General features: G+C 68.9%; 26 protein-coding genes. 12 read left to right on the forward strand and 14 right to left on the reverse strand.

Annotated elements, in window-relative coordinates; translation table 11 throughout:
- The first annotated feature begins 80 nt into the window (after positions 1–80).
- On the forward strand, positions 81–971 hold the full coding sequence (locus AB0395_RS02915; protein WP_366276313.1) for a hypothetical protein: 891 nt from the start codon (positions 81–83) through the stop codon (positions 969–971).
- 117 nt (positions 972–1,088) lie between these two features.
- Positions 1,089–2,075 (forward strand): zinc-binding dehydrogenase, encoded by a 987-nt coding sequence (locus tag AB0395_RS02920; RefSeq protein WP_366276315.1) that lies wholly within the window; start codon positions 1,089–1,091, stop codon positions 2,073–2,075.
- A gap of 254 nt (positions 2,076–2,329) precedes the next feature.
- Here AB0395_RS02920 and AB0395_RS02925 read toward each other — a convergent pair whose 3' ends face one another.
- A complete protein-coding gene (locus AB0395_RS02925; RefSeq protein WP_366276317.1) occupies positions 2,330–3,247 on the reverse strand; it encodes an SDR family oxidoreductase in 918 nt (305 codons plus the stop codon).
- A gap of 140 nt (positions 3,248–3,387) precedes the next feature.
- Between AB0395_RS02925 and AB0395_RS02930 the strand changes: the two genes are divergently transcribed.
- The 6 genes from AB0395_RS02930 to AB0395_RS02955 all read left to right on the forward strand — a co-directional run bounded on the left by AB0395_RS02930 (position 3,388) and on the right by AB0395_RS02955 (position 7,857).
- On the forward strand, positions 3,388–3,996 hold the full coding sequence (locus AB0395_RS02930; protein ID WP_366276318.1) for a TetR/AcrR family transcriptional regulator: 609 nt from the start codon (positions 3,388–3,390) through the stop codon (positions 3,994–3,996).
- A gap of 101 nt (positions 3,997–4,097) precedes the next feature.
- A complete protein-coding gene (locus AB0395_RS02935; protein ID WP_366276319.1) occupies positions 4,098–4,409 on the forward strand; it encodes a type II toxin-antitoxin system prevent-host-death family antitoxin in 312 nt (103 codons plus the stop codon).
- Between the two features lie 2 nt (positions 4,410–4,411).
- The gene (locus AB0395_RS02940) at positions 4,412–4,930 is read left to right on the forward strand and encodes a type II toxin-antitoxin system mRNA interferase toxin, RelE/StbE family (RefSeq protein WP_366276321.1); all 519 of its coding nucleotides are present in this window, start codon (positions 4,412–4,414) and stop codon (positions 4,928–4,930) included.
- 224 nt (positions 4,931–5,154) lie between these two features.
- A complete protein-coding gene (locus AB0395_RS02945; RefSeq protein WP_366276322.1) occupies positions 5,155–5,508 on the forward strand; it encodes a YciI family protein in 354 nt (117 codons plus the stop codon).
- A gap of 8 nt (positions 5,509–5,516) precedes the next feature.
- On the forward strand, positions 5,517–6,752 hold the full coding sequence (locus AB0395_RS02950; protein WP_366276323.1) for an RNA polymerase sigma factor: 1,236 nt from the start codon (positions 5,517–5,519) through the stop codon (positions 6,750–6,752).
- 445 nt (positions 6,753–7,197) lie between these two features.
- Positions 7,198–7,857 carry a hypothetical protein gene (locus tag AB0395_RS02955; protein ID WP_366276324.1) on the forward strand — a complete coding sequence of 220 codons (660 nt, stop codon included), beginning with the start codon at positions 7,198–7,200 and terminating at the stop codon, positions 7,855–7,857.
- Positions 7,858–8,031: 174 nt separating this feature from the next.
- Here the strand turns inward: AB0395_RS02955 and AB0395_RS02960 are convergent, their stop codons facing one another.
- Together AB0395_RS02960 and AB0395_RS02965 are read right to left on the reverse strand one after the other, a co-directional pair.
- The gene (locus AB0395_RS02960; protein WP_366276325.1) at positions 8,032–8,244 is read right to left on the reverse strand and encodes a DUF397 domain-containing protein; all 213 of its coding nucleotides are present in this window, start codon (positions 8,242–8,244) and stop codon (positions 8,032–8,034) included.
- Positions 8,232–9,104, reverse strand: a complete 873-nt coding sequence (locus AB0395_RS02965; protein WP_366276326.1) for a helix-turn-helix transcriptional regulator — start codon at positions 9,102–9,104, stop codon at positions 8,232–8,234. Before AB0395_RS02965 ends, AB0395_RS02960 begins: the two co-directional genes overlap by 13 nt.
- A 230-nt stretch (positions 9,105–9,334) precedes the next feature.
- Here AB0395_RS02965 and AB0395_RS02970 point away from each other — a divergent pair, with 230 nt between their 5' ends.
- Positions 9,335–10,099, forward strand: a complete 765-nt coding sequence (locus tag AB0395_RS02970; RefSeq protein ID WP_366276328.1) for an ATP-binding protein — start codon at positions 9,335–9,337, stop codon at positions 10,097–10,099.
- A 321-nt stretch (positions 10,100–10,420) separates the two neighbouring features.
- Here AB0395_RS02970 and AB0395_RS02975 read toward each other — a convergent pair whose 3' ends face one another.
- The gene (locus AB0395_RS02975; protein WP_366276330.1) at positions 10,421–11,185 is read right to left on the reverse strand and encodes an SDR family oxidoreductase; all 765 of its coding nucleotides are present in this window, start codon (positions 11,183–11,185) and stop codon (positions 10,421–10,423) included.
- A gap of 374 nt (positions 11,186–11,559) precedes the next feature.
- Here AB0395_RS02975 and AB0395_RS02980 point away from each other — a divergent pair, with 374 nt between their 5' ends.
- Positions 11,560–12,921: an AAA family ATPase gene (locus AB0395_RS02980; protein WP_366276332.1), complete on the forward strand. Its 1,362-nt coding sequence runs from the start codon at positions 11,560–11,562 to the stop codon at positions 12,919–12,921.
- 5 nt (positions 12,922–12,926) lie between these two features.
- Positions 12,927–13,652 carry an HNH endonuclease gene (locus AB0395_RS02985; protein ID WP_366276333.1) on the forward strand — a complete coding sequence of 242 codons (726 nt, stop codon included), beginning with the start codon at positions 12,927–12,929 and terminating at the stop codon, positions 13,650–13,652.
- Positions 13,653–13,665: 13 nt separating this feature from the next.
- Here the strand turns inward: AB0395_RS02985 and AB0395_RS02990 are convergent, their stop codons facing one another.
- Positions 13,666–14,697, reverse strand: a complete 1,032-nt coding sequence (locus tag AB0395_RS02990) for a LysR family transcriptional regulator (RefSeq protein WP_366276334.1) — start codon at positions 14,695–14,697, stop codon at positions 13,666–13,668.
- 606 nt (positions 14,698–15,303) lie between these two features.
- On the opposite strand from AB0395_RS02990, the gene AB0395_RS02995 reads away from it, so the two are divergent.
- Complete coding sequence (locus AB0395_RS02995; RefSeq protein WP_366276335.1) at positions 15,304–15,600, forward strand: hypothetical protein; 297 nt, start codon at positions 15,304–15,306, stop codon at positions 15,598–15,600.
- Positions 15,601–15,773: 173 nt separating this feature from the next.
- Here the strand turns inward: AB0395_RS02995 and AB0395_RS03000 are convergent, their stop codons facing one another.
- The 9 genes from AB0395_RS03000 to AB0395_RS03040 form a co-directional block, all read right to left on the reverse strand.
- The gene (locus AB0395_RS03000) at positions 15,774–16,775 is read right to left on the reverse strand and encodes a helix-turn-helix domain-containing protein (RefSeq protein ID WP_366276336.1); all 1,002 of its coding nucleotides are present in this window, start codon (positions 16,773–16,775) and stop codon (positions 15,774–15,776) included.
- A 335-nt stretch (positions 16,776–17,110) separates the two neighbouring features.
- Positions 17,111–18,283, reverse strand: coding sequence for a glycine C-acetyltransferase (locus AB0395_RS03005; RefSeq protein ID WP_366276338.1), 1,173 nt, complete (start codon positions 18,281–18,283; stop codon positions 17,111–17,113).
- Positions 18,283–19,311, reverse strand: a complete 1,029-nt coding sequence (gene tdh / locus AB0395_RS03010; RefSeq protein ID WP_366276339.1) for an L-threonine 3-dehydrogenase — start codon at positions 19,309–19,311, stop codon at positions 18,283–18,285. Before tdh ends, AB0395_RS03005 begins: the two co-directional genes overlap by 1 nt.
- A 188-nt stretch (positions 19,312–19,499) precedes the next feature.
- Positions 19,500–20,570, reverse strand: coding sequence for an SPFH domain-containing protein (locus AB0395_RS03015; RefSeq protein WP_366276340.1), 1,071 nt, complete (start codon positions 20,568–20,570; stop codon positions 19,500–19,502).
- A gap of 3 nt (positions 20,571–20,573) precedes the next feature.
- The gene (locus AB0395_RS03020; RefSeq protein WP_366276341.1) at positions 20,574–21,008 is read right to left on the reverse strand and encodes an NfeD family protein; all 435 of its coding nucleotides are present in this window, start codon (positions 21,006–21,008) and stop codon (positions 20,574–20,576) included.
- A 156-nt stretch (positions 21,009–21,164) separates the two neighbouring features.
- On the reverse strand, positions 21,165–22,301 hold the full coding sequence (locus AB0395_RS03025) for an Ig-like domain-containing protein (RefSeq protein WP_366276342.1): 1,137 nt from the start codon (positions 22,299–22,301) through the stop codon (positions 21,165–21,167).
- Positions 22,302–22,536: 235 nt separating this feature from the next.
- On the reverse strand, positions 22,537–23,673 hold the full coding sequence (gene fahA / locus AB0395_RS03030; protein WP_366276344.1) for a fumarylacetoacetase: 1,137 nt from the start codon (positions 23,671–23,673) through the stop codon (positions 22,537–22,539).
- Positions 23,673–24,494 (reverse strand): hypothetical protein, encoded by an 822-nt coding sequence (locus AB0395_RS03035; protein ID WP_366276346.1) that lies wholly within the window; start codon positions 24,492–24,494, stop codon positions 23,673–23,675. The genes fahA and AB0395_RS03035 overlap by 1 nt, the downstream gene beginning before the upstream one ends.
- The gene (locus tag AB0395_RS03040; protein WP_366276349.1) at positions 24,491–25,660 is read right to left on the reverse strand and encodes a homogentisate 1,2-dioxygenase; all 1,170 of its coding nucleotides are present in this window, start codon (positions 25,658–25,660) and stop codon (positions 24,491–24,493) included. Before AB0395_RS03040 ends, AB0395_RS03035 begins: the two co-directional genes overlap by 4 nt.
- Positions 25,661–25,843 lie beyond the last annotated feature (183 nt).

Consider the following 25,843-nt stretch of genomic DNA (forward strand, 5'->3'; position numbering starts at 1 on the left):
CTGACGGTGGAGCGGGGATTTCGCTGGCCGTGACCGATTCCTGCAAGCCTGCGCTCGTACGGCCCGGGCACGATGGGCTCATGAGCATCGACCTCTCCGCGGCGGCCTCCTTCATGGCCACCCACGCGCGTGTCCTGGACCGCCGCCGCTTCCAACTGCTGACGGGCGAGACCGATTCCACCGCCGCGCTGGCCGCGCTCGACGGCTACCGCAACCCCGACGGAGGCTACGGCTGGGGCCTGGAACCCGACCTGCGCTCGCCGGAGAGCCAGCCGGGGGCCGCGCTGCACGCCTTCGAGGTGTTCGAGGACATCCTCCCGGCCACCGCGCCCCAGGCCACCGCGCTGTGCGACTGGCTGGAGTCGGTCATCCTGCCGGACGGCGGCCTGCCCTTCGCCCTGACCCTCACCGTCGCCGAGGGCACCGCCCCCTGGTGGGCGGGCGCAGATTCCACGGTCTCCACGTTGCAGATCACCGCCGTGACCGCGGCCGCCGCGCATCGCGTGGCCGCGCATGACCGTGCCGTCGCCGCCCACCCCTGGCTCGCGCGCGCCACCCGCTACTGCCTGGCCGCCATCGAGGCGATCGAGGAGACGCCCCACGCATACGTGCTGGCCTTCGCCGTACGGTTCCTCGACGCCGTGCATGAGACTCACCCCGAGGCGGCCGACCTCCTCAAGCACCTGAGCAGGTATGTCCCCGCCGACGGCCTGATGCACGTCGAGGGCGGCACCGAGGAGGAGATGCTCCGCCCGCTGGACTTCGCTCCGTTCCCCGATCGCCCCGCCCGCGCCCTTTTCGCCTCGGAGGCGGTCGCCGCCGACCTGGACCGCCTGGCCGGGCTGCAGCAGGACGACGGCGGCTGGACCGTCGACTACGCCAGGATCTCGCCCGCGGGCGCCCTCGACTGGCGCGGCCACACCACCGTCCGCGCCGTCGACGTACTGCGGCGCAACGCCAGGATGCCCTGAGACCCCCGTTTCTGGGCTTGCCTCAGAAACCCGATAATTCAGGTTCAAAAACTCTGGAATATGGTGCCACGTCGTTCGCTTGACATGGAAAAGCATGATCACGACGAAGGGGTGGAGATGCGGGCCATCGGATTCAGGGCGAACGGCGGACCTGAGGTGCTGGAGGCGGTCGAGGTGGCACGCCCGGAGCCCGGTCCCGGGCAGGTGCTGCTACGGGTGGCGTACGCGGGGGTCAACTTCGCTGAGATCCAGCACCGGCGCGGTGAGTTCGGCGCCGACGACGGTGTCGCCGTCCCCGGGCTTGAGGCGGCGGGGGAGATCGTCGCGGTCGGCGCGGACGTCACCGGCCTGCGGATCGGCGAGCCGGTCGCCGCCTACCTGCCCGCCTTCGGAGGTTACGCCGAGTTCGTCGTCGCCGAGGCGGTTCTGACCCACCCGCTGCGCACCACCCAGGGTGAGGTCGACCCGGCCCAGGCCGCCGGGCTGCCGTGCGTCTTCCCCACCGCGTACGGCCTGCTGCACGACACGGCACGGCTGCGCGCGGGCGAGACCGTGCTGATCCACGCGGCGGCCGGTGGGATTGGGGCGACAGCCGTACAGCTCGCCCGGAGCCTGGGCGCCGCCGCCGTCCACGGCACGGTCGGCTCGCCGGACAAGGTGGCCTACGCGCGTGAGCTGGGCTATGACGAGGTCTTCGTCCGCGACGGTTTCGGGGCGGCCATGCTGGCGGCGACCGGCGGCCGTGGCGTCGACGTGGTGCTCGACCCGGTCGGCGGCCCGGTCAGGCAGGAGAGCCTCGGCGTGCTCGCGCCGTTCGGCCGGGTCGCGGTGTACGGCGACGTCGGCCGGCACGACGACTGGACGGCCTCTGTCTGGGACCTGTGGAAGCGCAACCAGACCATCGCCGGGTTCAACATCGGTGACCTGGCGCGACGCGCGCCCGAGTTGATCGGCCGATATCTCCGGGAAGGGCTGGAGCGGGTGGCGGCCGGGACGCTGCGGAGCAACGTCACCGTGATTCACCCGCTGGCGGAGGCGGCGACAGTGCACGAACTGGTCGAGTCCGGAGCCGGACGCGGCAAGATCCTGCTGTCCCTGACCTGAGCGAATCACCCCGCCGACAATCGGGGACCATCAGCACCTGGCTCCCCGGTCGTCAGCGAGACCGACGATCTCCTGGTGCCGGTTTCGGAGCCGTACCTTCCTCGTCACCGTGAAGGATCGTCTTCGCCGACGGAAGAAGCCGCAGGCGAACGATGCCGTCCGCGGCCGATTCCTTGATCGGCTGGCTCAGGGCTGGAACGGCTCGCTGGCCTTCCGGGATTCTCGTGCGGTCACCAGGAGGGCGGCGGAACCCGTCAGCCGCCGGTTCCGGGCGCGGGTACGGCGTGCTCGGCGGCGCGGCTGACCTCCTCCCAGCTCGCCCAGGTGTCCATCCGCCGACGGGAGACGTCGAAGGCCAGGTCGTAGACCATGCCGCCGAGCAGCAGCCGTAGCGGCGGGTCCTCGCTGTCGACCAGCCTCAGCACCGCCTCGGCGGCCAGGCGTGGGTCGCTGTCGACCGAGCCCTCCGCCCACTGCTTCTCCAGCTCGGCGCGCAGCGGGCCGTACGGCTCCGCGGGTGTGGTCGCCGCCATACTCGCGTACAGATCGGTCCAATAGCCGCCTGGCTGGACGATGGTCAGCTTGACGCCGAACCCCGCGGCCTCCATCGCCAGCGCCTCGCTCATGCCCTCCAGCGCGAACTTGCTCGCGCTGTACATCCCGGTGCTCGGGAAACCGCCGAGCGCGGCGATGCTGGAGACCTGCACGATGTGGCCGGAGCCCTGGGCGCGCAGGTGCGGCAGTACGGCCTGGCAGACCCACATCGCGCCGAAGAGGTTGACCTCCAGCTGGGCGCGGGCCTCGGCCTCGGTGAACTCCTCGATCATGCCCATGGACAGGGTCCCGGCGTTGTTGACCACGACGTCGAGCCGGCCGAAGTGCTCGACGGCGGTGGCCACGGCGGAGAACACCGCCTCCCGGTCGGTCACGTCGAGGGGCAGCGTCAGCAGCCGGTCACCGTACCGGTCGCCGAGGTCGTGCGAGGCGATGGTGCGCGAGGCGGCGGCCACCCGGTCGCCACGCTCAAGCGCGGCCAGGGCGAACGCGCGGCCCAGGCCACGGCTCGCCCCGGTGACGAACCAGGTGCGCACGGGGCGCGAGGGGGAGAGGGGCGGGGAGGTGGCCGGGATCCTGGCGGGGGTCTCTGCCGGGGTCTCTGCTGGGGTGCGCATATGTGGAACTCCGATCGTTCGCCGTCCATGCCTTAACGAAACGAGACGGTTCGTCTCGTCTTATGGCGGCAACCGTATAGGAGTCGTGTTCGCCAATGCAAGACGGTCCGTCTCGTCTAGCTGTTTGTTAGGTTGGCCGCATGACGACGCAGCGCAAGCCCTCCGCCAACGCCGCCCGCCGCAGTGACACCTCACGGCGGGCCATCCTCGCGGCGGCGTTCGAGCTGGTCGGCGAGGTCGGCTACGCCAAGCTGAGCATCGAGGGCATCGCCGCGCGTGCCGGTGTCGGCAAGCAGACGATCTACCGCTGGTGGCCGTCGAAGGGTGCGGTGCTCTTCGACGCCTTCCTCTCGTTCACCGAGGGGTCGGACGGTGAGGCCGTCCTGCCCGACACCGGGGATCTGGAGGCCGACCTGAAGACGGTCCTGCGCGCCACGGTCGCGGAGCTGAACGACCCGCGCTACGACGAGCCGATGCGCGCGCTCAACACCGAGATCGCGCACGATCCCGAGCTGGCCGCCGCCTACTCCGAACGGCTGGACGGGCCGATGAGGGAGATCAAGAAGCGGCGGCTGCGCGCCGCCCAGCAGGCCGGGCAGCTCGCGGAGGACCTCGATCTGGACCTGGCCGTCGAGATGCTGTGGGGCCCGCTGCTCAATCGCTGGCTGCAGCGCGGTGGCCCGCTCACCCCCGAATACGCCGATCGCGTCGTCGAAGCCACCCTCAACGGCCTGCGTCCCCGCCGCTGAGAGTGCCAATGTCAAGCCGGGTGCCCCATTGGGCTGGCTCGGCAATCGAGGCTCCCGGCCTGCTGCTTGCTGTTGTGTATAGTTTTCTATATAGTTTTTGCATGGCTGTTCTCCATGATGCGACCGAGCTCACGGTTACCGAGGCCGCGCAGCGCGGAGTGGCTCGTCTGGTGGCCGACGCGGAGCGGGGGGCGGAGCTGGTGGTGACCCGCCGACACCGGCCGGTCGCGGCCGTCGTGAGCATGCGGCGTCTCAACGAGCTGGAAGAGGCCGCTGCCGATCTGCGTGACCTGGCGCTGGTTCTCGTACGGGCGGCGACCGACAGCGGGCGGCGGACGTCGATCGACGATGTCCTTTCCGCTTTCGGGCATACCCGTGAGTCGCTGGCCGCGCTCCCGGATGACGACGAGTAACGGTGTCCGACGTCGTATTCACCGACTCGGCCGTTGACGATCTCCGCAGGATCGGTCCGGACGCCGTCCCCAAGATCCTGAAGAAGATCCTCCTGCTACTGGAGAACCCCGAGGCCGGCTACCCACTCGGCGGGGAACTGACAGGATTCCGCAAGCTTGTCGTCGGCCGGAACACCTGGCGGGTCGTCTACCGGATCACCGACGACAAGGCGGTTGAGATCTGTGAGATCTGGGCCGTCGGTGAGAGGGCCGACGCCGAGGTCTACGCCGAAGCCAAGGCGCGAGTCCGGGCGGCTGGCGGCTCGCGCCCCGACATCGTCCGACTGGGCGCGGTGATCGAGCGCCTCGGAACCCTGAGCGACCACATCCATGTCAAAGAGGTGCCTGCGCGAGAGCCCGTTCCTGACTGGCTCGCTGACCGGCTGATCTACACGGTGGGCCTGGCTCGCGAGGACGTGGCAGCGCTCGACCTGGAAGAGGCCGTCGACCTTTGGGCGGAGTTCCGCTTGAGGTCGCGTTAGCCGGCAACCGTCGCTCATGGGCTGGATGCGTATGTTGAATGGCCAAGTCGACAGTCCAACGTGTCGAAAAGAACTTCGAGGTGGGAACCAACGACGCGCTCGGGGCGCGTGAAAAAACTCCCACCTCTTGTCGTCTCCAGTGTCGATTCGGCCGTTGGCCGTTCGTTTAGGGGGCGAGACGTCGGTACGGTGCCGACGGCGACCACCGAAGGGGCACGACAACGATGCAGCAGTACCTGCTCAGCATTTACCAGCCCGATGGAGACGCTCCTCCGCCCGAGGTGCTGGAACCGATCATTCGGGACCTCACGGCCGTGGACCAGGAGCTCAGGTCCGCCGGAGCGTGGGTCTTCACCGGCGGGCTGCCTCCCGCGAGCACGGCCACCGTGGTACGGGCCCGGGGGGATGAGCTGCTCATCACCGACGGCCCGTTCACCGAGGGCAAGGAGCACATCGGCGGGTTCGTCGTCATCAAGGCGCCCGATCTCGACGCCGCCCTCGTCTGGGGCGGAAAGTACGCCCGAGCCAGCACCCTGCCGGTCGAGGTGCGTCCACTCCAGGGCGATCCCGAGGACTGATCACCGGCGTGTCGCCCCTTCCCGCCTCGGAGATCGAACGAGTCTTCCGTCAGGAGCACGGCCGTGCGGTGGCCGTGCTGGTTCGCGTTCTCGGTGACATCGACAGCGCCGAGGAGGCGGTCCAGGACGCGTTCGCCGAGGCGGTACGGCGGTGGCCGTCCGCCGGGCTGCCACCGAGCCCGGCGGGATGGATCATCACCACCGCCCGCAACCGGGCGATCGACCGTCTCCGCCGGGAGGCGACCCGTCAGGAGCGGCACGCCCAGGCCGCCCTGCTGCACGCCCGCGACGAACCGGCCGAGGAGAGCGCCGTGCGCGACGACCGGCTGCGCCTGATCTTCACCTGCTGCCACCCCGCGCTCGCCCCCGGCGTCCGCGTCGCGCTGACGCTACGGCTGCTGGGCGGGCTCACCACCGCGGAGATCGCGCACGCCTTCCTGGTGCCCGAGCCGACCATGGCCCAGCGGCTGGTCCGGGCCAAGAACAAGATCCGTGACGCGCGGATCCCGTACCGGGTCCCCGGCGAGGCCGAGCTGCCCGACCGGCTGCGGGCCGTACTGGCCGTCGTCTATCTCATCTTCACCGAGGGCCACCTGGCCAGTTCGGGCGACCGGCCCGTCCGCGAGGACCTGTGCGCCGAGGCCATCCGCCTCGGACGGCTCCTGGCCGAGCTCATGCCCGACGAGCCGGAGGTCATGGGGCTGCTCGCGCTCATGCTGCTCGTCGAGTCGCGCCGGGCCGCCCGTACCACCCCCGGCGGTGACCTGGTGCTGCTGGCCGACCAGGACCGCGGTCGCTGGGATCGGGAGCTCATCGCCGAAGGCCAGGCCATCGTCCGGCAGTGCCTGCGGCGCAACCGGCCAGGGCCGTACCAGATCCAGGCGGCGATCAACGCCGTCCACAGCGACGCGCCGACCGCGGCCGACACGGACTGGGGGCAGATCCTGCGGCTGTACGACCAGCTTCTGCCGTTCGCCCCCGGCCCGGTCGTGGCCCTCAACCGCGCGGTCGCGGTGGCCGAGGTCGAGGGACCGGACGCGGCCCTCTCCCTCGTCGACGACCTCGACCTCGACGGCTACCACCTGTTGCACGCCGTCCGTGCCGACCTGCTCCGCCGCCTGGGCCGCCCCGCCGAGGCGGCGCGGTCCTACGAGGCCGCGATCGCCCGCACCGGCAACACGGCCGAACGGGACCACCTGCGGCGCGCTCTCCGAACGCTCGGCGAAGAACTCCACCCCCGCTGAAGAACTCCACCCCCGCTGAGGTACGGCGGCGGGGAAGCCTTGAGCTGGGGAAAGTTGTTCGGGCGATGCGTGAGGAACGGCCTGAACCCGGTTTCTCACCGTCTCGAAGCCCTCCGGAAGTGATGGCCGGAGGGCTTCGATCCGCGGGGGCGGTCAGTCGGCCAGGATCTCTTCATGGCGTTCAGCGAGATCTCCGACGCCCGAGCTCATGGTGCCGACGAACGACAGGCGACGGCGCCTCGCCGGTGCTTCGTTCTCCGTCAGGCTGGAAAGCGGCGAGGGTGCTGTTTCCTCAGAGTTTGAGCACTGCCGCGAATTTGGGAGACAAGGCAAAGACGGGACCTTGCCGAAAAAAGCTTGCCCGGGTCGCATGCAGAGCAGTGGCGATACCCGGGGCCCACATGAGTCATCGTAACTCACTCCCGGTCGCATGGGGAGGTGGACTGTGAACCCCAACGAGGCCAAGCTGATCGCGGACATGATTTCCCGGCCTCGCCTGGCCCCCTACCTGGTCGCGGCGAGCGGAGACCTCGTGGTGGCACTCCGGCTGTATGCGTGGAACACGGAGGCGAGCGGTGCCTTCAGCGGGGCTCTGCAGTACTTCGAAGTCATGCTGCGCAACGTCATGGACGATCGGCTCGCCACACACCATGGACAGCGCGAATGGTGGTGCGCCCCTCGGCTGACCCTGAACGGTCGCGCGTATGACGAGATCACCAAGGCGAACAGGGGCGTTTCGTGCACGGCGGACGACGTCGTGGCGGCACTTTCGTTGGGCTTCTGGGTGTCCCTTCTGTCGTCGGGGAGTAATTACCACTCGCGGCTCTGGTGGCCGGCGCTGCAGTACGCCTTCCCCGGTTACTCCGCCCGGACCCCCGCCGTGCTCCACCAGAAGGTGGACCATCTGCGCCGGTTGCGTAACCGCGTGGCGCACTGTGAGCCCATCCACCACCGGCACCTGGCCAAGGACTTCGAGAGTCTGCTGGAGGTGATCCGGCTCATCTCGCCGGAGGCCGCCGCGTGCCTGCAGAGACTCTCTCGGATCCCCGAGGTCCTGGGCCGCAGGGCGGGAGTGCTTGACGGCGGTCTGTCGCCGCGGTTCTAGGAGAGCCGGACGACGAGCCCGAGGCCGTGCGGCTCATCCTGGGGCAGACGAAGGCACTCGCCCAGGAGTGGGTCATCACCGCCGATCGCTGATCCGTCTTTCACGGACCCGCTGAGAGAAGGGAAACCCTCAGGTCCCCGACCCGAAGGTTTCCCCGGTGAGTGGTTGTGCGAGTCAGCCGAAGTGACCGGCCCTGATGGTGGTGAGGAAGGTCGCCCAGGCGGTTGGGGTGAGGATGAGGGTGGGGCCGGTGCGGTTCTTGGTGTCGCGGAGGGCGTGGTGGCCGCCGGAGAGGGCGGCGACCTCGACGCAGTTGCTTCCGTCGTCGCCGGACAGGCTGGACTTGCGCCACCGGGCGGTGGGGAGTTCCCTGGTCAGGTCGTCCATCTGCGCATCGTCTCCTTGATCAGGTTGAGGGACTCGTGCCGGGACAGGGCGTCGGACCGGATCGCTTCGTATCTGAACGCCAGGTTCCGCATGTCGGTTGGCCGGTCGGTGACTCGGTCGTCCAGGCTCTGCGAGTCGATGTAGGCCACCGGGTGGGTCTCCCTCGTCAGGTCCGCGAGGGTGAAGCTGCCCAACAAGCCAAGCACGTTGCGCGCCGTGTAGGGAAGGATCTGCAGGGATATGCGAAGGTGCTCCTCGGTGTCGAGGAGGCGCTCGAACTGGCCCCGCATGACGCCGGGGTCGGCGACGGGACGGTGCAGGATGCCCTCGTCCATGATGATCCAGAGCATCGGCGGCATCCGCTTCCGCAGGATCTCCTGCCGCTCCATCCTGGCCGCCACCTTGTCCTCGACCTCCTCGGCGGTGGCGCGGGGCTTGCGGCTCAGGATCGCCCGCGCGTAGTCCTCGGTCTGCAGCAGGCCGGGCACGATCAGCGCTTCCCAGATGCGCAGGGACTCGGCCTCGCGCTCGAAGTCCAGCCAGGGCCGGAACCAGCGGGGGAGCTGGGCCTCGGCGCGGTTCAGCCGGTCGAGCAGTCCGGTGAGCGTCGTGCCGAGGTTGAGGGCCTCGTCCACCTTGCCCGCCAGCGCCAGGGTCGGCGAGCGGTGGCCGTTCTCCAGCATGCTGAGCTGGCTGATCGACAGGTGGATCGTCTCGCTGAGCTTTCGCTGGCTGAATCCGGCGGCGAGTCGGAATTTGCGGAGCTCTGTCCCGAATCGAATGCGCGGGGAAATGTAGGGATCGATGGGTATTGTCGGTTCTGTTGCTGCTTCCTGTTCCATTGCCGGGGGGATGGTCATCTCCGGTCTCCTCTCGGTTTCTCCGACCGGTCTCAGGCCATTGTCCGGCACGTCTGTCCTGCTCGGCGAGGGGTTCACAGAAGTGTGAACGGATTGAGGACTCCATTTCCGATACAGCCGTCGACGGCTTTGCGACCGTATGAAGGGTCGAGCCGAAAACACGGCGGCGCCTCGGTCGGTGAACCGAGTAAAACGGAAATCCAGCCCAATTCGGCTGGGGGAGGCGACCCATGAATCCGGAGACGCTCAGCGAAACCTGTCTTCCCAACGACCCGGAATCCGTTTCACGAGCACGCGGTGAAGTCCGTGAATGGCTCGGGAAGGATCACCCCGCCTACGAGAACGCCCGGCTGGCCGTGTCGGAACTGGTCACCAACGCCGTACGGCACGCGGGAGGCGGCCCGACCGGGGATCCGGGGACGGTCGGCGGTTCCCTGCCGGTCGGGGTCTTGAGGGCGGTCGGTGGTTCTCTGCCCGCTGGGGATCCGGGAACGGTCGGTGGCTCTCTGTCCGGCGAGATCTCTGGGGCGGTGCCGTACTCGGGGGCCGGTTCGCTGGTGCTGCGGTTGTCGGCGCTCGGTGACCTGCTGCGGATCGAGGTCGTCGACCAGGGCTGGAGCACGCGGGAACCCCGGCTTCGCGCGGATCCCGCGTTCCCCCTGGCGGAGGGTGGCCGGGGACTGGCTATCGTCAGCGCGCTCTCCGGCGGGAACTGGGGGTACCGCTCGCACGGTCCCGGTCTCGGCCGGACCGTGTGGTGTGAGATCCCCGCCGACCCGCAGCCCTCGGAAGACCCCCTCCTGGACCTCCAGGATCTTCCGGACCTCACCGGCCTTCCGGGCCTCGCCGATCTTGAGAGGGGCGCGGGGCTCGGGCGGAGCCTTCCCGAAGGTCCTGTGAAGGACCTTGTCTCCGACACTCCGGCCTTTCTCGGCTGGCCGGGGTGCGGCGGGCTCTCGACCCAGGTGTGGTGGCTCCCGCCCCGCCCCGAGTAGCAGCGGTGCCCCGAGGAGAACGGTGCCCTGAGGAGGACGGCGTCCTGGGGAGACAGTGTCCTGAGGAGGGCTGTCTCCCAGGGATGTTCTGAGGAGGGTTGTCTCCCGGGGATCGTCTCCCGAGTGAGGGGATTCCTCCTTCGAGGTCGTTTCGACCACCCCCGGCGGGAAACAGCGGCACACCGGTCGTCCCCCGCGCCGTCGTGTGCCCCGCGCTCCCTTCCCCGTTGGAGCGCCCCGCCGGGGGCTTCGACCTCCGGTGTACGGCCCGGCCGCCCGAAGCGCGGCCCGATGCCATCGCCCCTCGCCGGTCCCGGTGTTCTATCGACGCGGAGGGGTGAGCTTCTGCGCGCGGCCGCCGTCGACGGTCAGTTCGACCCCCGTGGTGAAGGTCGCGTCGAAGGCGAGGAACAACACCGCCGCCGCGACCTCCTCGGCCGAGCCATGGCGCCTCATCGGGGTGATCTCGTCTCCCAGCTTCTCGAAGGCCTTCCTCTCGGCCTCGGAGAGCCCGGCGGCACCCATGGTCGGGGTCTTGATGAAGCCCGGACTCACCGCGTTCACCCGGATGTTCCTGGGCAGCAGCTCCGCGGCAAGCACCTGGGCGAACGACCGCAGCGCCGCCTTCGACGCCGAGTAGACGCTCATGCCGGGGGTGCCGGAGTCGTTGGCGATGGAGGTGGTGAAGACGAACGAGCCGCCGTCGTCGACGAGGGGGGCCAGGCGTCGCGCGGTGAAGAACGCGCCCTTGGTGTTGACGTCGAAGATCGCGTCATACGAGGCCTCGGTGACCTGCCCGAACGGTTCCATGTGTGCGACCCCGGCGTTGACGAACACGAAGTCGACCCGGCCGAGGGTCTCCTCGACCTGCCCGCCCAGCGCGTCGATGTCGGCCAGGCTCGTCGTGTCGGACCGTACGGCCTGCGCCCGCGATCCGAGTTCACTTCGCACCGCCTCGAGGTTGCGCTCGTTGCGACCCGTGAGCAGGACCTCGGCTCCGCCGTCGAGCAACGCCCTGACCACCGCGAGCCCGATCCCGTGCGTTCCGCCGACGACCACGGCCTTCCGGTCCGCGTACCTGTCCATGCCCGCTCCCTCCGTCGTGCTCCGACCGGACCGCCTCAGGGCCGGCGGCGCCGGGCACGACACACCCATCGGTTTCAAAGTTTGCCGATTATCAAACCGAATGAAGGTTATATGGTTCCCCAACCATCAAACAATAGGTCGACGTGTGCCCGCCTCCCACCGGCGCGGGGCGGGGCCGCGTTTCGGCTCGCCGTACCAGGGGGGTCCGAACCCGGAACACCCTGGAGATGTGGCCGCCGACCGGGAGCGGCGCGCCGGCCGGCGGGGCTCGCATGACCGGGATTCGCAGAGGTGTCCGCCGAGCCGCGTTTCACCTCGTGAGCGCCGCTATCGTTCAGGAAGGAGACGCTACGATCACGGACGGGGAGGTGACGATGTACATCGCCGATCTCAGGGTCTCCGGCGTCCGTGGTTTCTCCGGTCCCCGGAGCGCGGAGCTTCGGCTGACCCGCCCTGATGGCAGTCACGCCGGTTGGACGGTCCTGGCAGGCCGCAACGGTTCGGGCAAGACGACACTGCTGCGCGCAATCGCACTGGCCATGGCAGGGCCTTCCACAGCCCGTAGTCTCGCCCCCTCCTTCGAAGGTTGGATCTCCAACGACCTCTCGGAGGCGATCGTCGACATGACCCTCGCCTTCGACGAAACGGACGCCTTCGGCCGCGGAGGACGTCCAAAGCGGCCGTTTCCCGCTCGGCTGACCTGGTCACGTGAGACGGTCGGAGACTCCGGACGATACGGCCCGCAGCCGAGTATGAACGGTCACGGCGGTGCCGCTTTCCGTGGGCCGTGGGCTGACAACCCTCGGGGATGGTTCTTCGCGGGTTACGGTCCCTTCCGCCGACTGACGGGAGGATCGGCTGACGCCCGGCAACTCATGATGAGCAGTGGCCCTGTCGCCCGCCTGGCCAGCCTGTTCCATGAGGACGCCTCACTGGCGGAGAGCGTCAGCTGGCTCATCGACCTGCACCTGCGGAGCCTGGAGAGACAGCACGGCGCAGCGAACCTGCTGGCGTTCGTCATGGAGCTGCTCAACGACGGATTGCTTCCTGACGGCTTCCGGGTCGAGAAGGTCAACAGCGACGGCCTGTGGGCCAGACGAGACGGCCAACTCATTTCCCTCAGGGAGATGAGTGACGGGTATCGGACCGTCACCGCGCTGGTCCTGGACCTGGTCCGTCAGATGGACAGGGCCTTGCCCGGCTACCTGGACGGGGCTGTCGCGGGCCGTCTGGTGGAGCTCCCCGGCTACCCCTCGGAGCCACTGCCAACCCCCAGGATGCCGTTGTCCGGTGTCGTTCTCATCGACGAGATCGACGTTCATCTTCACGTGAGCTGGCAGAAGAAGATCGGCAACTGGCTCAAGGCTCACTTCCCCGCGGTGCAGTTCATCGTGACCACCCATAGCCCGTACATCTGCCAGAGCGCGGATCCAGGAGGATTGATCAGGCTTCCCGGCGTCGATGAGGACGTTCCTCCCCGTGTTGTCGATGAGGACCTGTATGACCGTGTTGTCTATGGCAGCGGAGACGACGCTCTTCTCACCGATCTTTTCGGTATGGACTCTCTCTACTCCAACCGCGCCGAGGACCTCCGGCGCAGGCTCACCGTTCTGGAGCGTGCGGTTCTCCGGGGGAACGCGGCTCCTGACGAGGTGCGAGAGTACGAACAGCTGCGAGAGACGCTCACCAGTTCTCTGGCCGCGCGTGTGGACGAGGTCGCCGCGAGGATCGCATAACAATCATGATTCGCATCCGTCGGGTGGAGCTTCCCACCGATCTGGCTGACAGGCTGCGTGAGCGAACAGACAGGCTGCGCGCCGATGGAGCCGACTCCTCGGCGGCGCGGGCTGCCTGGAAGTCCGCCGCCACCACACGGACGCGGCTGACCCAGCTCCTGACCGGTATGGCGACCGGAATCCGGCGATGTATGTACTGCGGTGACGGCCTCGGTACGGACATCGATCATTTCGAGCCTCTCACCGAGGCTCCTGTACGCGCCTTCGACTGGCCGAATCATCTGCTGGCGTGTTCACACTGCAACAGTCACCAGAAACGAGAGCTGTTTCCACGGGACGAGAACGGCAGCCCCCTGCTCGTCGATCCATCGGTGGAGGATCCGTACGATCATCTCGAACTCACGTTGAGCACGGGAACCTACGAGGCGCTGACCCTCCGGGGTGACGCCACGATCAAGGTCTTCGGTCTGAACCGGGGCGATCTGGAGCGGGGCAGGGCAGCCGCCTTCATCAGGACGGTCTCCATGCTGCGTGACCACGCGCGTCTGCGGGACTCCGATGACAGTGGGGGAGAGGCCGCCGAAATCGCCATGTCGCTTCTTGAACAGCCGTTCGCCGACGTCCTCTACGCGATGCTCCGCTATCGGGATCTTCCCGGTGCGGAGTCGGTGTTGCGTGGCAAAGAGGTCGTGACCGCTCTGGCCGATCCCGCCCTCCATTTCTGGCCCTGATTCGGCCCACCGGTCAGAAGACGGATGTCCTTCGAGACGCCGGAACCGGCTGATCCGCCTGGCGGAGGGCTGTCGCGGTGTCCTGGAGGGCGTCCAGGAGGGGGATGAGGAGGGGGTGGCGTTCGGCGCCTCGCCGTACGGCGGCGAAGACGCGGCGTTCGGGACCGGCGACCGGGCGGATCGCCACGCCCGACAGGTCCGGGCCACGCAGGGCGAGACGCGGCACCATCGCCACCCCGGCTCCGGCGGCGGCCAGCGCGACCACGGCGCTGAAGTCGTCGGAGGAGTGGGCGAACTCGGGGATGAAACCCGCGTGCTCGCAGGCCAGGGCGATCACGTCGTGGCAGGGGTTGCCCGGGTACGGGCCGATCCAGGTCTCGCCGGCCAGGTCCGCCACGGCCACCTCACGGCCGGTCGGCGGAAGCCCCTTCGGGTTCGCCGCGGCCACTTCACCGCCGGTCGGCGGAAGCCCCCTCGGGTGCACCGCCGCCTCGCCGCGCGCCAGGGGGTGGTCTCGGGGGAGCACCACGTCGAACGGCTCCGAGTACAGCGGGATGCGGGACAGCCTGCGGTCGTCTTCCGCCGGGGCGCCGCGATACTCGACCGCGACGGCGACGTCGACCGCGCCGTCCAGGACCATGGTGAGGCTCTGGTCGCCCTCCGCGTCGAGGACGCGCACCTGGATGCCCGGCTCCTTGTCCCTGAGCCTGCTCACGGCCGGGGCGACGACCAGCCCGATGGCGGTGGCGAAGGAGGCCACCTTCACCTCGCCCGCCGTACCCGTCGTGTAGGCGGCGATGTCGGCCTCCGCCCGCTCCAGCTGGGCGAGCACCTCGTTGGCGTGGCCGAGCAGGATTCGGCCGACCGAGGTCAGGCGCACGCCCCGGCCGTCGCGTTCGAGCAGCCGGTGACCGACCTCGTGTTCGAGGGCGACGAGCTGCTGGGAGACGGCCGAGGGCGTGAGGTGAAGCGCGGCGGCCGCGGCGGTGACCGTCCGATGATCGGCAACCGCGCGCAGGGTCCTGAGCCGCCGCGTATCTATCACCTGTCCATTTTCGCCGAGATTATTTCTGGACTGCGACGAATCGGGATTATTTCCGGACCGTGAAGATCGCGTCCCCCCGGTCCGCGTCCTGAGGGAGTACGCTCCCGGATCCTCGCCTCGGTGTCGTGGACGGTGCTGCGGCTTCCTGTGAGATCTGCATGTCCGATGGCTACCGCGACTTCCGGGTGGGTGCGTCCGACTTCGTCGGGAAGATCGGCAGGTCGTGGGAGAAAACGGAGAGTTCGATCTTTGTCCGGGATCGCCTCGCGCGGCAACGGTGATGTCGTGGTCGCCGACCGGTGCGACGCGGATGTCCAGGTCTTCCCCGGTGGAGGGCCGTATCCGACGCCCGTGCCCCGGCGGAATCCGCGACCGGAAAGTCATGGAAGAAAGATTTGAAACAATGAGCGAAGAGTTAATGAACTCCGTGAACACATCAATTATCCAATTGTTGTGACTGGCAGAGATCGTATGAATGATGGCTGCATTTCCACTGGTTTCGAGTGATGTGCGAGGAGAGCATGTTTGAGCTGCCGGTTATCGGCAGGACTTCTCTGTGAAGTAACGCGAATACGCTCCGTTCAATGGAAAGGGAACAGTATGCGCATGAAGAGAATGCTCGCGCTGGCCGGCGTCGGTGCGGCTCTGGTCGCGGGCCTCGCCACGGCGACCCCCGCCCAGGCGGCCTCTCATGAGGCCCAGCAGACCGTTGCAACTGTCGGCGCTCAGGGGACGGCGAACGCCTTCACGCCTCTTCGTTACTACACGACCTTCTACGGCCCCAACCCCTGGTGGTCGTGCACCCAGCGCGGCAACCAGGGCGTCAGCAACGGTGAGTGGTGGGACTTCCAGTGCAGGGCCGGTGACAGCTGGGTCGATCTGTACATTCAGGTTGCGCCCTGACATCGTCGGCCGCTCGGTGAGCGCCCATCGTGATTGATCGGTGTCCGGTCATGGCATGTCCAGCCGTGACCGGGCACCGAGCGCGTTGTCGGGGATGCCCGGATTGCCCCTGACAGAGAGGACGCCTGGATCGCCCCCTGACAGAGGTGTCCTCTTCCCTTCGGGGACCCCTTCTACAGTTCCGCCGATCTCTGGTTCGACGACGTCTGTCCGCCCTCGTCACGGTGCCGGCTGTCGCAGTGCCGATCGTCGCAGTGCCGGCCGAACTTCTGGCGGTAGGCGCGGGGGGAGAGGCCGCGTCGCTTGACGAACTGCTCGCGGAGAACGGCGGCGGAGCTGTATCCCACCCGGCGAGCGATCTCCTCGATCTGCAGGTCGGTGGTTTCGAGGAGTTCCTCGGCGTGGTCGAGCCGCTGGGTCAGCAACCAGGCGTGCGGGGTCGTGCCCATGGCCGCTCTGAACTTGCGGTTGAAGGTGCGCGGGCTCATCAGGGCGTGGGTGGCCAGGTCGTCGACCGACATGGGGACGTCCAGGCTGGCGCGGGCCCGGTAGATGGCCCTGGTGAATCGCTCGTCGCCGTCGGCCGGTATGGGCTGGGAGATGTACTGGGCCTGGTCGCCGTCGCGGTGCGGTGCCACCACCATCGCGCGGGCGACGGCGTTGGCCACGGCCGCGCCGTGTTCGCGGCGCAGCAGGTGCAGGCAGACGTCGACGCTGGCCCCGACCCCGGCGCCGGTGATCACATCTCCCTCGTCGACGTAGAGGGCGTTGGGGATCACGGTGACGTCGGGGTAGCGGGCGGCGAAATCGTCGGCGACGGTCCAGTAGGTGCTGGCGCGTCGGCCGTCGAGCAGGCCTGTGGCGGCCAGGAGGTAGGTGCCCGTGCAGAAGCCGATGATGATCGCGCCGCGCCGGTTGGCCGCGCGCAGGGCGTCCAGCACTGCGGCCGAGGGGGCGAACGCGTGTCTGTTGTAGGGCATCAGGATGATCAGGTCGGCCTTTTCGAGGTGTTCGAGGCCGAACTCCACCTGCAACGACAGGCCCAGATCAGTGCGGATCGGGCCCGGTTCCTCGGCGCATATCGAGAAGTCGAAGGCAGGCAGGTTCAGCTCGGGGCGGGCGGCGAACACCTCGCTTATCCCGCCGAAGTCGAAGGTGCTCGCACCCTGTGTCACGAAGGCCACCACCGAGTGAAAAGCGGCCACCTCGTCAACCTGCCGATGCTGCGAGCGTGGACGACGTCGTGACCTTCTCAGCGATTCGCATACGGTGATTCAATCCCGAGAGCGACCGTCCGCGAAACCACTTTAACAATGTCCATGAGTTTCATGTCTCAATTGTTTTCCGTGAGCTCCTGGTCGCTCTGGGCGAGCGGTGAGATCGACCGTGACCGGGTGACCTCCTCCCTCACGGCATTCCGGGTGTGGGCGAGGAGGCCGGTGCCCGGTCGATCGTCACCTCCGTCGACGAGATCCGCCGCGTGTTCGTCCCCTGTCGGTTTTCGCCGGGATTATCTCCGGGCCGCGAGGAACGCGTCCACGGCCCGGTCCACGTCCTCGGTCGAGTGCGCCGCCGACAACTGCACCCTGATTCTGGCCTTGCCGTGCGGCACGACGGGGTAGGAGAAGCCGATCACGTAGATGCCCTGTTCGAGCAGCCGCTCGGCCATCGCGGCGGCCTCCGCCGCGTCGCCGATCATGACCGGGACGATGGGGTGGTCGCCGGGCAGTACGTCGAACCCGGCCTCGGTCATCCGGGTGCGGAACCGCGCGGTGTTGGCGCGCAGCCGTTCGCGGGCCTCGTTGGAGCCGCTGATCAGGTCGAGGACACGCAGCGAGGCGGCGGCGATCACCGGGGCGAGCGAGTTGGAGAACAGGTAGGGGCGGGACCGCTGGCGCAGCAGCTCGCAGATCTCCCTGCGGGCGGCGACGTAGCCGCCGCTGGCTCCGCCGAGCGCCTTGCCGAGCGTGCCGGTGATGATGTCGACGCGGTCCATGACGCCGTGCAGCTCCGGGGTGCCCCGGCCGCCCTCGCCGACGAAGCCGACCGCGTGCGAGTCGTCGACCATGACCATGGCGTCGTACCGCTCGGCCAGGTCGCAGATCTCGTCCAGCGGCGCGACGTAGCCGTCCATGGAGAACACGCCGTCGGTCACGATCAGCCTGCGGCGGGCGTCGGCCGACTCCTTGAGCCTGGCCTCGAGCTCCGCCATGTCACGGTTGGCGTAGCGCAGGCGGCGGGCCTTGCACAGGCGGATGCCGTCGATGATGCTCGCGTGGTTGAGCGCGTCGGAGATCACCGCGTCGCGCTCGTCGAGGAGCGTCTCGAAGACCCCGCCGTTGGCGTCGAAACAGGAGCTGTACAGGACCGTGTCCTCCTGGCCGAGGAAGTCGGCGAGGCGGGCCTCCAGCTCCTTGTGCACCTCCTGGGTGCCGCAGATGAAGCGGACCGAGGCCATTCCGTAGCCCCAGCGGTCCAGGGCCTCCCTGGCGGCGTTCACCACCTCGGGATGGTCGGCGAGGCCGAGGTAGTTGTTGGCGCAGAAGTTCAGCACCTCGCCGCCTCCGGCGACGGCGATGTCCGCCCGCTGGGGGGTGGTGATGACCCGCTCGGGCTTGAGCAGCCCGGCGGTGGCGATCTCGTCGAGGGTGTCACGCAGGTCGGCGCGGACGTTGTCGAACATCAGACGGTCCAATCCATGATGACTTTTCCGGTCTTGCCACTCGCCGCGGTGTCGAAGGCCGCGTCGAAGTCGCGGTGGGAGAAGCGGTCGGTGATGACGGGGGACAGGTCGAGGCCCTTCTCCAGGAGGACCGACATGGAGTACCACGTCTCGTACATCTCGCGGCCGTAGATGCCCTTGATGGTGATCATCGAGGTGACGACCGTCGCGAAGTCGATCGCGAACTCCTCGGCGGGCAGGCCGAGCATGGCGATCCGCCCGCCGTGCGTCATGTTGGCGATCATGTCGCGGAGCGCCCTCGGGTTCCCGGACATCTCCAGGCCGACGTCGAAGCCCTCGCGCAGCCCCAGCTCGTGCATGCCGTCCGCGATGGACCTCTCGGCGACGTTCAGCGCCAGGTTCACCCCGAGCTTGCCCGCCAGGGCCAGCCGCTCGGGGCTGACGTCGGTGACGACCACGTTGCGGGCCCCGATGTGCGTGGCCACCGCGGCGGCCATCAGCCCGATCGGCCCGGCCCCGGTGATCAGCACGTCCTCGCCGACCATCGGGAACGTCAGCGCGGTGTGTACGGCGTTGCCGAACGGATCGAAGATCGCCGCGACGTCGAGGTCGACCGGCACCCGGTGCACCCAGACGTTGGAGGCCGGAAGCGTCACGTACTCGGCGAAGGCGCCGTCGCGGTTCACCCCGAGGCCGACCGTGTTGCGGCACAGGTGCCGCCGCCCGGCCATGCAGTTGCGGCACTTGCCGCAGACCAGGTGCCCCTCCCCGCTGACCAGGTCGCCGATCGCGATGTCCTCGACGCCGGGCGCCACCTCGACGACCTCGCCGCAGAACTCGTGTCCGACGATCAGTGGAGTCCGCAGGGTGTGCTGCGCCCACGCGTCGAAACTCCGGATGTGCAGGTCCGTGCCGCAGATGCCGGTGCGCAGCACCCTGATCAGCACCTCCCCCGCCCCGACGGCCGGTTCCGGCACGTCCGTGAGCCAGAGGCCAGGCTCGGCCCTCTCCTTGACCAGCGCTTTCATCACAGATCCCCCCTCAGCTTCCGACCTTACGCACTGTGCCCGGTCGCTTCCTGAGGTGTCCATCGCGGTTTTCTTAACCCGGCCCACAGCATTGCTTCACGCTTCGTCCCGGAGGGATCTCGGCCTCCCGTACGGCGACCGCCCCCGCACGGGGACCGTACGGGGGCGGGGGGCTGTGCGCGGGCGGGTCAGGGGGTGGTGCGGTGGCGGTTCTCCCGCAGGTCGGCCAGCGGGTCGGAGGAGGGGATGCCGGGGCCGAGCTGGCGGGGGCCGAGGTCCGCCTCGGCGGCCTCCGCGACGGCCTCCGCGGCGGCCTGCTCCGCCTGGGCCGTCTCCCTGGCGGCCGCCTCGCTGATCGCGGGGGCCTCGCGGGTCGCGGGCGAGCGGGGCAGGGACTCGGTGAAGGCCTTCGACACGCCCTGCAGGGCGGAGGTGACCTCGCTGGGGATCACCCAGAACGTGTTGCCCTGGCCCTTGGCCAGCTCGGGCAGCACCTGGAGGTACTGGTAGGCCAGGAGCTGCGGGTCGGGGTCGTTGCGGTGGACCGCCTGGAAGACCTCGTCGATCGCCTGGGACTGGCCCTGCGCCTTGAGGATCGCCGCGCTCCTGTCACCCTCGGCGCGCAGGATCGCGCTCTGCTTGTCGCCCTCAGCGGTGAGGATCTGGGACTGGCGCTGGCCCTCGGCGGTGAGGATCGCGGCGCGCTTGTCCCGTTCCGCGCGCATCTGCTTCTCCATCGCCTCCTTGATGCTCTTGGGCGGGTCGATGGCCTTGATCTCGACCCGGTTCACCCGGATGCCCCACTTGCCGGTCGCCTCGTCCAGCACGCCCCGAAGCTGGCTGTTGATCGTGTCGCGTGAGGTGAGGGTCATCTCCAGGTCGAGCGAGCCGACGACGTTGCGCAGGGTGGTGACGGTGAGTTGCTCGACGGCCTGGATGTAGTTGGCGATCTCGTAGGCCGCCGCGCGCGGGTCGGTGACCTGGAAGTACAGGACGGTGTCGATCTCGACGACCAGGTTGTCCTCGGTGATCACCGGCTGCGGGCGGAAGGAGACCACCTGCTCGCGGAGGTCGATCATCGGGTAGACCCGGTCGATGTAGGGGATGACGAAGTTCAGGCCCGGCTTGAGCGTGGTCTGGTAGCGGCCCAGTCGTTCCACGTTGCGTGCCCGCGCCTGGGGAACGATGCGCACCGAGCGCATCACCGTGAACACGGCGAACAGGACGATGAGCAATCCGGCGATCAGCAGTGCGTCCATTGATCACTCCCGGGGATAGACGAGCGCGGTGGCACCCTCGATCTCGATGACGTCGACGACGGCTCCCGCTGGGATCACCAGCGTCTCGTCGTAGGCTCTGGCGGACCATTCCTCGCCGCCGATCTGGACTCGGCCGTCCCTGCCGGTCACCTCACGCAGAACGTATGCGGGCTTGCCGACAAGAGCCTGGATTCCGAACCGCCCGTCGGCGGATGGCGGCATGAGATGACGTTTGGCAATGGGCCGTACCACGACCATTCCCGTCACCAGGGAGGCCGCGAACAGCACGAACTGGAGCGGGAGCGGCAGGCCGAGACCGGCGGCGACGGAGGTGATCAGCGCGGCACCGCCGAGCAGGCCGAGAGCCGTGGTCAGGGTGAAGATCTCGGCGACACCCAGCACCACCGCGAGAATCAACCAGATGACCCAGTAGTCCATGCTCCGGCCCTCCTCAATAATGAACGGCTCGGATGTCCAGGAGGTTCCCCTATCCACGGTATGTCGTTATGCGAAGGTCGTCAGTGATTGTGCGAAGACCTGTCGGAGAGGGCGGCCGGAAGGCGTCCCCCCGGTGTTCGGCGCGGACGGGCGGGTCTACGGGTCGGCGGAACCCATGCGGGACGAGGGTCGGGTCGGCCGCGCCCGCTGAACTCCGCCGGGGTCGGCCAGGGGGAGCGGGGGCCGGGAGGCGTGCAGGGCGCTGCCGTCGAGCCATTCCTCCCATGGCCGCTGCCAGTAGCCCCAGCCGTTGTCCCACTCCAGCTCGCGGTCGGTGCCCCGGATGACGACGGGGTCGCCGCGCAGGGAGTTGTCGTAGAACCAGGCGGCCTGGTCGGGGCGGACGTTGACGCAGCCGTGGCTGACGTTCTCGCGGCCCTGCGCCCAGAGGTTGTCCAGCGCGTGGACGTACTCGCCGCTGTTGGAGATCCGGACCGCGTAGTCGATCAACAGGTCGTAGTAGTCCGGCTCGCCCTTCTTGCGGCCCGGGGAGACCATGCGGACCGGGTTGGCCTTGTCCATGGTCAGGTGGACGCCGCTCGTCGTGGTGTACTCCCTGGTCGTGGCCATCCCGGCGCTGACCGCCATCTGCTGGACCACCCGGTCGTCACGCCTGACCAGCATCTGATGGGTGCGGGTGTCGATGACGCTGACCTGCTTGCGGCCGACGGTGAAGGACGTCTCGTGGTCGGCCGTGCCGTAGGTGCCGTCGGCCGCGCGGACGCCCGACAGGTGGGCGGTGAGGACGACCCGCTGCCGGGCGGGCCAGTTGCGGCGAGGCCGGTAGACCACCTCGCTCTCGCCGGTCCAGTGCCAGGCGCCCTCGACCGGTTTGGCCGAGCGCACCTCGAAGGCCCGCTCGACGGCCGCCCTGTCCGTGACCGGCGTGTCGAACGTCACGATGATCGGCATGCCGACGCCGACGGTCTCGCCGGGGAAGGGGGTGACGGAGGCGACCCCGAAGGAGCGGGCGGGGGTGAGCGTCCTGAACCTGCCGGAGACGCTCACCGGGGCGCCGCCCGTTCCCGACGCGGTGACGTTGACGATGTGCTCCTGGCCCGGCGGCAGCGCCCAGTCGGAGCGCCAGGTCGACCGGGTGCCGTCGAAGTGCCCCGGCACCGGGACGCCGCCCGCGTACGCCCGCACCCCGGTGAGCGTGCCCGTGTCCGCCTTCACGATCAGGCCCCGCCTCGTCTCCGCCCCCTTCGAACCGGGAGCGGGGACGATCCGCACACCGGGCGCGGCTCCCCGCGGGGCGCCGCTCCCGGTCACGGCCGGAGAGCAGTCGGCGGCGGCGGAACACGCCGTGACCGAGGAACAGGCCGTGACCGTGAGCGGGAGGAGAAGGATCGGGAGAGATCCCACGGCGCGCCGCATCGGTTCGTGCCTCCGGGGTTCACGACTACTCGGACACCCCAGACTAGCGTTAAGTGATCATGGAGGCGCGGTAGGTGACGTGACGGTCCCGCTAGCGGGCCGGGAACACGGTTCCCGAAACCTCGCCCAGAGTGATCACCGTCCCGTCAGGACCGGGAGCGGAGGCGCTGATCGTGACCGTGTCGCCGTCCTCGAGGAAGGCCCTGGCTGAGCCGTCGGGCAGCTTGAGCGGCTCCGTGCCGTTCCAGGTCAGCTCGATCAGTGACCCCCGCTGGTCGGGTTCGGCGCCGGAGACGGTCCCGCTGGCGTAGAGGTCCCCGGTCCGCAGGCTCGCGCCGTTGACGGTCATGTGGGCGAGCATCTGCTCGGGCGTCCAGTACATCCCCCGGTACGGCGGGCGGGAGACGACCTCGCCGTTCACCGCGATCTCCAGCGTCAGGTCGAGCCCCCACGGCTCCCGCCTGCGCAGGTAGTCCAGCGGCTCCGGCTCCTGCGCCGCGCCCGGGACACGGGCCTCGGACAGCGCCGCGAGCGGGGTGACCCACGGGGAGATCGAGGTGGCGAAGGACTTGCCGAGGAAGGGGCCGAGCGGGATGTACTCCCACGCCTGGATATCCCTGGCGCTCCAGTCGTTGACGAGCGTCACGCCGAACACGTGGTCCTCGAACCGCCCGGCCCGATCGCCCAGGGCGGTCGGCGCGCCGACCACGAAGCCCAGCTCCGCCTCGATGTCCAGCTTCGCCGACGGCCCGAAGAGCCCGGCGCCGCGCTGCCCCGACGGCCTGACGACCGGGGTGCCCGAGACGACGACGGTCCCGGCCCTGCCGTGGTAGCCGACGGGAAGCTGCCGCCAGTTCGGCTTCAGTGGCTCATCGTCGGGCCTGAACATCCGCCCGAGGTTGGAGGCGTGCTCCAGCGAGCAGTAGAAGTCGACGTAGTCGGCGACCTCGATGGGCAGGTGCAGCGTGACCTGCTCCAGCGGGACCAGGTGCGCCTCGACGGTGCCCATGTCGGTGCGCAGCTTGTTCTGGATCACCGCCCGGGTGTCCCGCCACGCGGTCGCGCCCCTGGCCATGAAGGCGTTGAGGGAACCGGTCGCGAACACCTCGTCGTGCAGGGCTCCGGCGAGGTCGACGATGTGCTCGCCGTACCGCACGCCGACACGCGGGGTCTCCCCCTCGTGCCGGGAGAAAACCCCGTAGGGCAGGTGCTCGAGGCCCCAGGACATCACACGTTCTCCTCTGTGCCGACGGTGCCTGTGCTTGCGGTGCTTGTGCTGCCGACCCTGACGCGCGAGTCGTCGCCGCTCTGTCCCTCCGCGATGAGGCCCAGGGCGAGCAGGTCCTCGATCGGGGTGCTGGTGCTGCACGAGCCGTAGGAGACCAGCAGTTCCCTGGCGCGTACGGCGACGCCCTCCGGCACCCCGCGGGCCAGCCTGACCAGCTCGCCCACGTCGGTCGAGCCCAGCACGGGCACCGGATCCTCGCCCCGTACGGCGGCGCAGACCGCCAGGACCAGGTTGAGGAAGCCGTGCCGGTCGACGCCAAGCACCGGGTCGAAGTGGCGAACCGCGTTGTGCAGCCCGGCCGTGGCCTTGAAGGGGATGCCCCGCTCAACGCAGTAGGAGATGAAGGCGCCCAGCTCCTGGGCGGAGGGGAAGGCCGCCGCGACCGTTCCACCGCACCTGACCTTGAGCCCGACCCCCTGCGGCAGGTCGACGGGCAGCTGGGCCGCGGTGACCTCGACGAACTGGCGGGCCGGAAGGCCGCCGAGGTCGACGGCCGCGCCGCCGGGCACCTCGACCAGCTCGACGTCGAGGTCGTCGAGCGGGGGCAGCTCGGGGGTGTCGAGGATGAGCCCGAGCCGGACGGGGTGGTCCAGGTGGGCGCGGAGGTCGGGCAGGCGGCTGGCCGCGACCAGGAAGCGGTGGGTCAGCACCGGGTCGTCCGCCGCCAGGTCGGCCCGGTGCCGTTTGAGGGCGTCGGCCATCGGCAGCGCGGTCGGCGGGAACAGCCCGGCGTCGTCGACCAGGGCGTGGAAGAGGCTCATCGGGCCCACGTCCAGGCGTAGGAGGGGTCCTCGACGGAGAGCCCGGTCGAACCCAGGTCGAGGGGGCGGAAGGTGTCGACCATCACGGCCAGCTCGCTCGTCTGGGTGTGGCCCTGCCGTACGGCCTCGATGACGGCTTCGACGGCGCCGGGCTGGGGGCCGTGCGTGAACCCGGCGGGGTGCAGCGAGATCGAGCCGATGTCGATGCCCGAGCCCTTGCGCGCGGTGTAGTCGCCGCCCGCGTAGAACATCAGCTCGTCCGAGTCGACGTTGTGGTGGTTGTAGGGGATCGGGATGGCGTCGGGGTGGAAGTCGAGCGGACGCGGGCAGAACGAGCAGATCACGAAGTTCGGGCCCTCGAAGGTCTGGTGCACCGGAGGCGGGGCGTGGGTGCGCTTCACGACGGGCTCGAAGTCGTTGATGTTGAACGCGTAGGGATACAGGCAGCCGTCCCAGCCGACCACGTCGAACGGGTGGTTGCGGTAGACCAGCCGGGTCAGGCCGCCACGCGTGCGGACCAGCACCGGCACCTCCTCACCCTCGGCGAGCATCGGCTCCTGCGGGGTGCGCAGGTCACGCTCGGAGTAGGGGGCGTGCTCCAGGAACTGCCCGTAGGAGGACAGGTAGCGCTTGGGCGGCCTTATGTGCCCGGAGGCCTCGATGACGAACGCCGTCACGCGGCCCTGGGGAACCCAGCGGTGGATCGTCCCGGTCGGGATGACGACGTAGTCGCCCTCCCCGGCCTCGATCGCGCCGTAGGTCGACTCGAACCTGACCCGCCCCGAGGCGATGTAGACGCACTCGTCGCCCATGGAGTTGCGGTACAGCTCGCTGGGGGTCTCGCTCGCGGCGTACGACATGCGGACATCGGCGTTGCCCGCCAGCAGGCCGCGTCCGGAGACCAGGTCGCCGCCGACCTGTAGGTCCTGGGTGCGGAAGTGCCGGGGGGAGAGCGGCAGGTTGGGGGTCAGCGCCGACGAGGCCGGGGCCTCGACCGCCTCCGCCTTGATGATCGCGGTGGGCAGGTGCCGGTGGTAGAGCAGCGAGGAGTCACTGGAGAACCCCTCCTCGCCCATCAGTTCCTCGGCGTACAGCCCGCCGTCGGGCCGCCGGAACTGCACGTGTCGCTTGCGGGGAATCTCACCCACGACGCGATAGTACGGCATCCGCTTCTCCCAGCTTGTCCGTTTATCGGACATTTTTGTCCTTTATACGTACAACCATCTGTCAGCGGGGAGGCGATGTCAAACACGGAACCGGATGGGGCGCCGGGTTTCGGCGCCCCCGGGCCTCCTGGTTCGCGACATCAACCGGCCCGCCCGGTACGGTGGGCCGGTTTCGTCAGGGAT

The sequence above is a fragment of the Streptosporangium sp. NPDC051023 genome (assembly GCF_040689595.1).
Taxonomy (GTDB): domain Bacteria; phylum Actinomycetota; class Actinomycetes; order Streptosporangiales; family Streptosporangiaceae; genus Streptosporangium.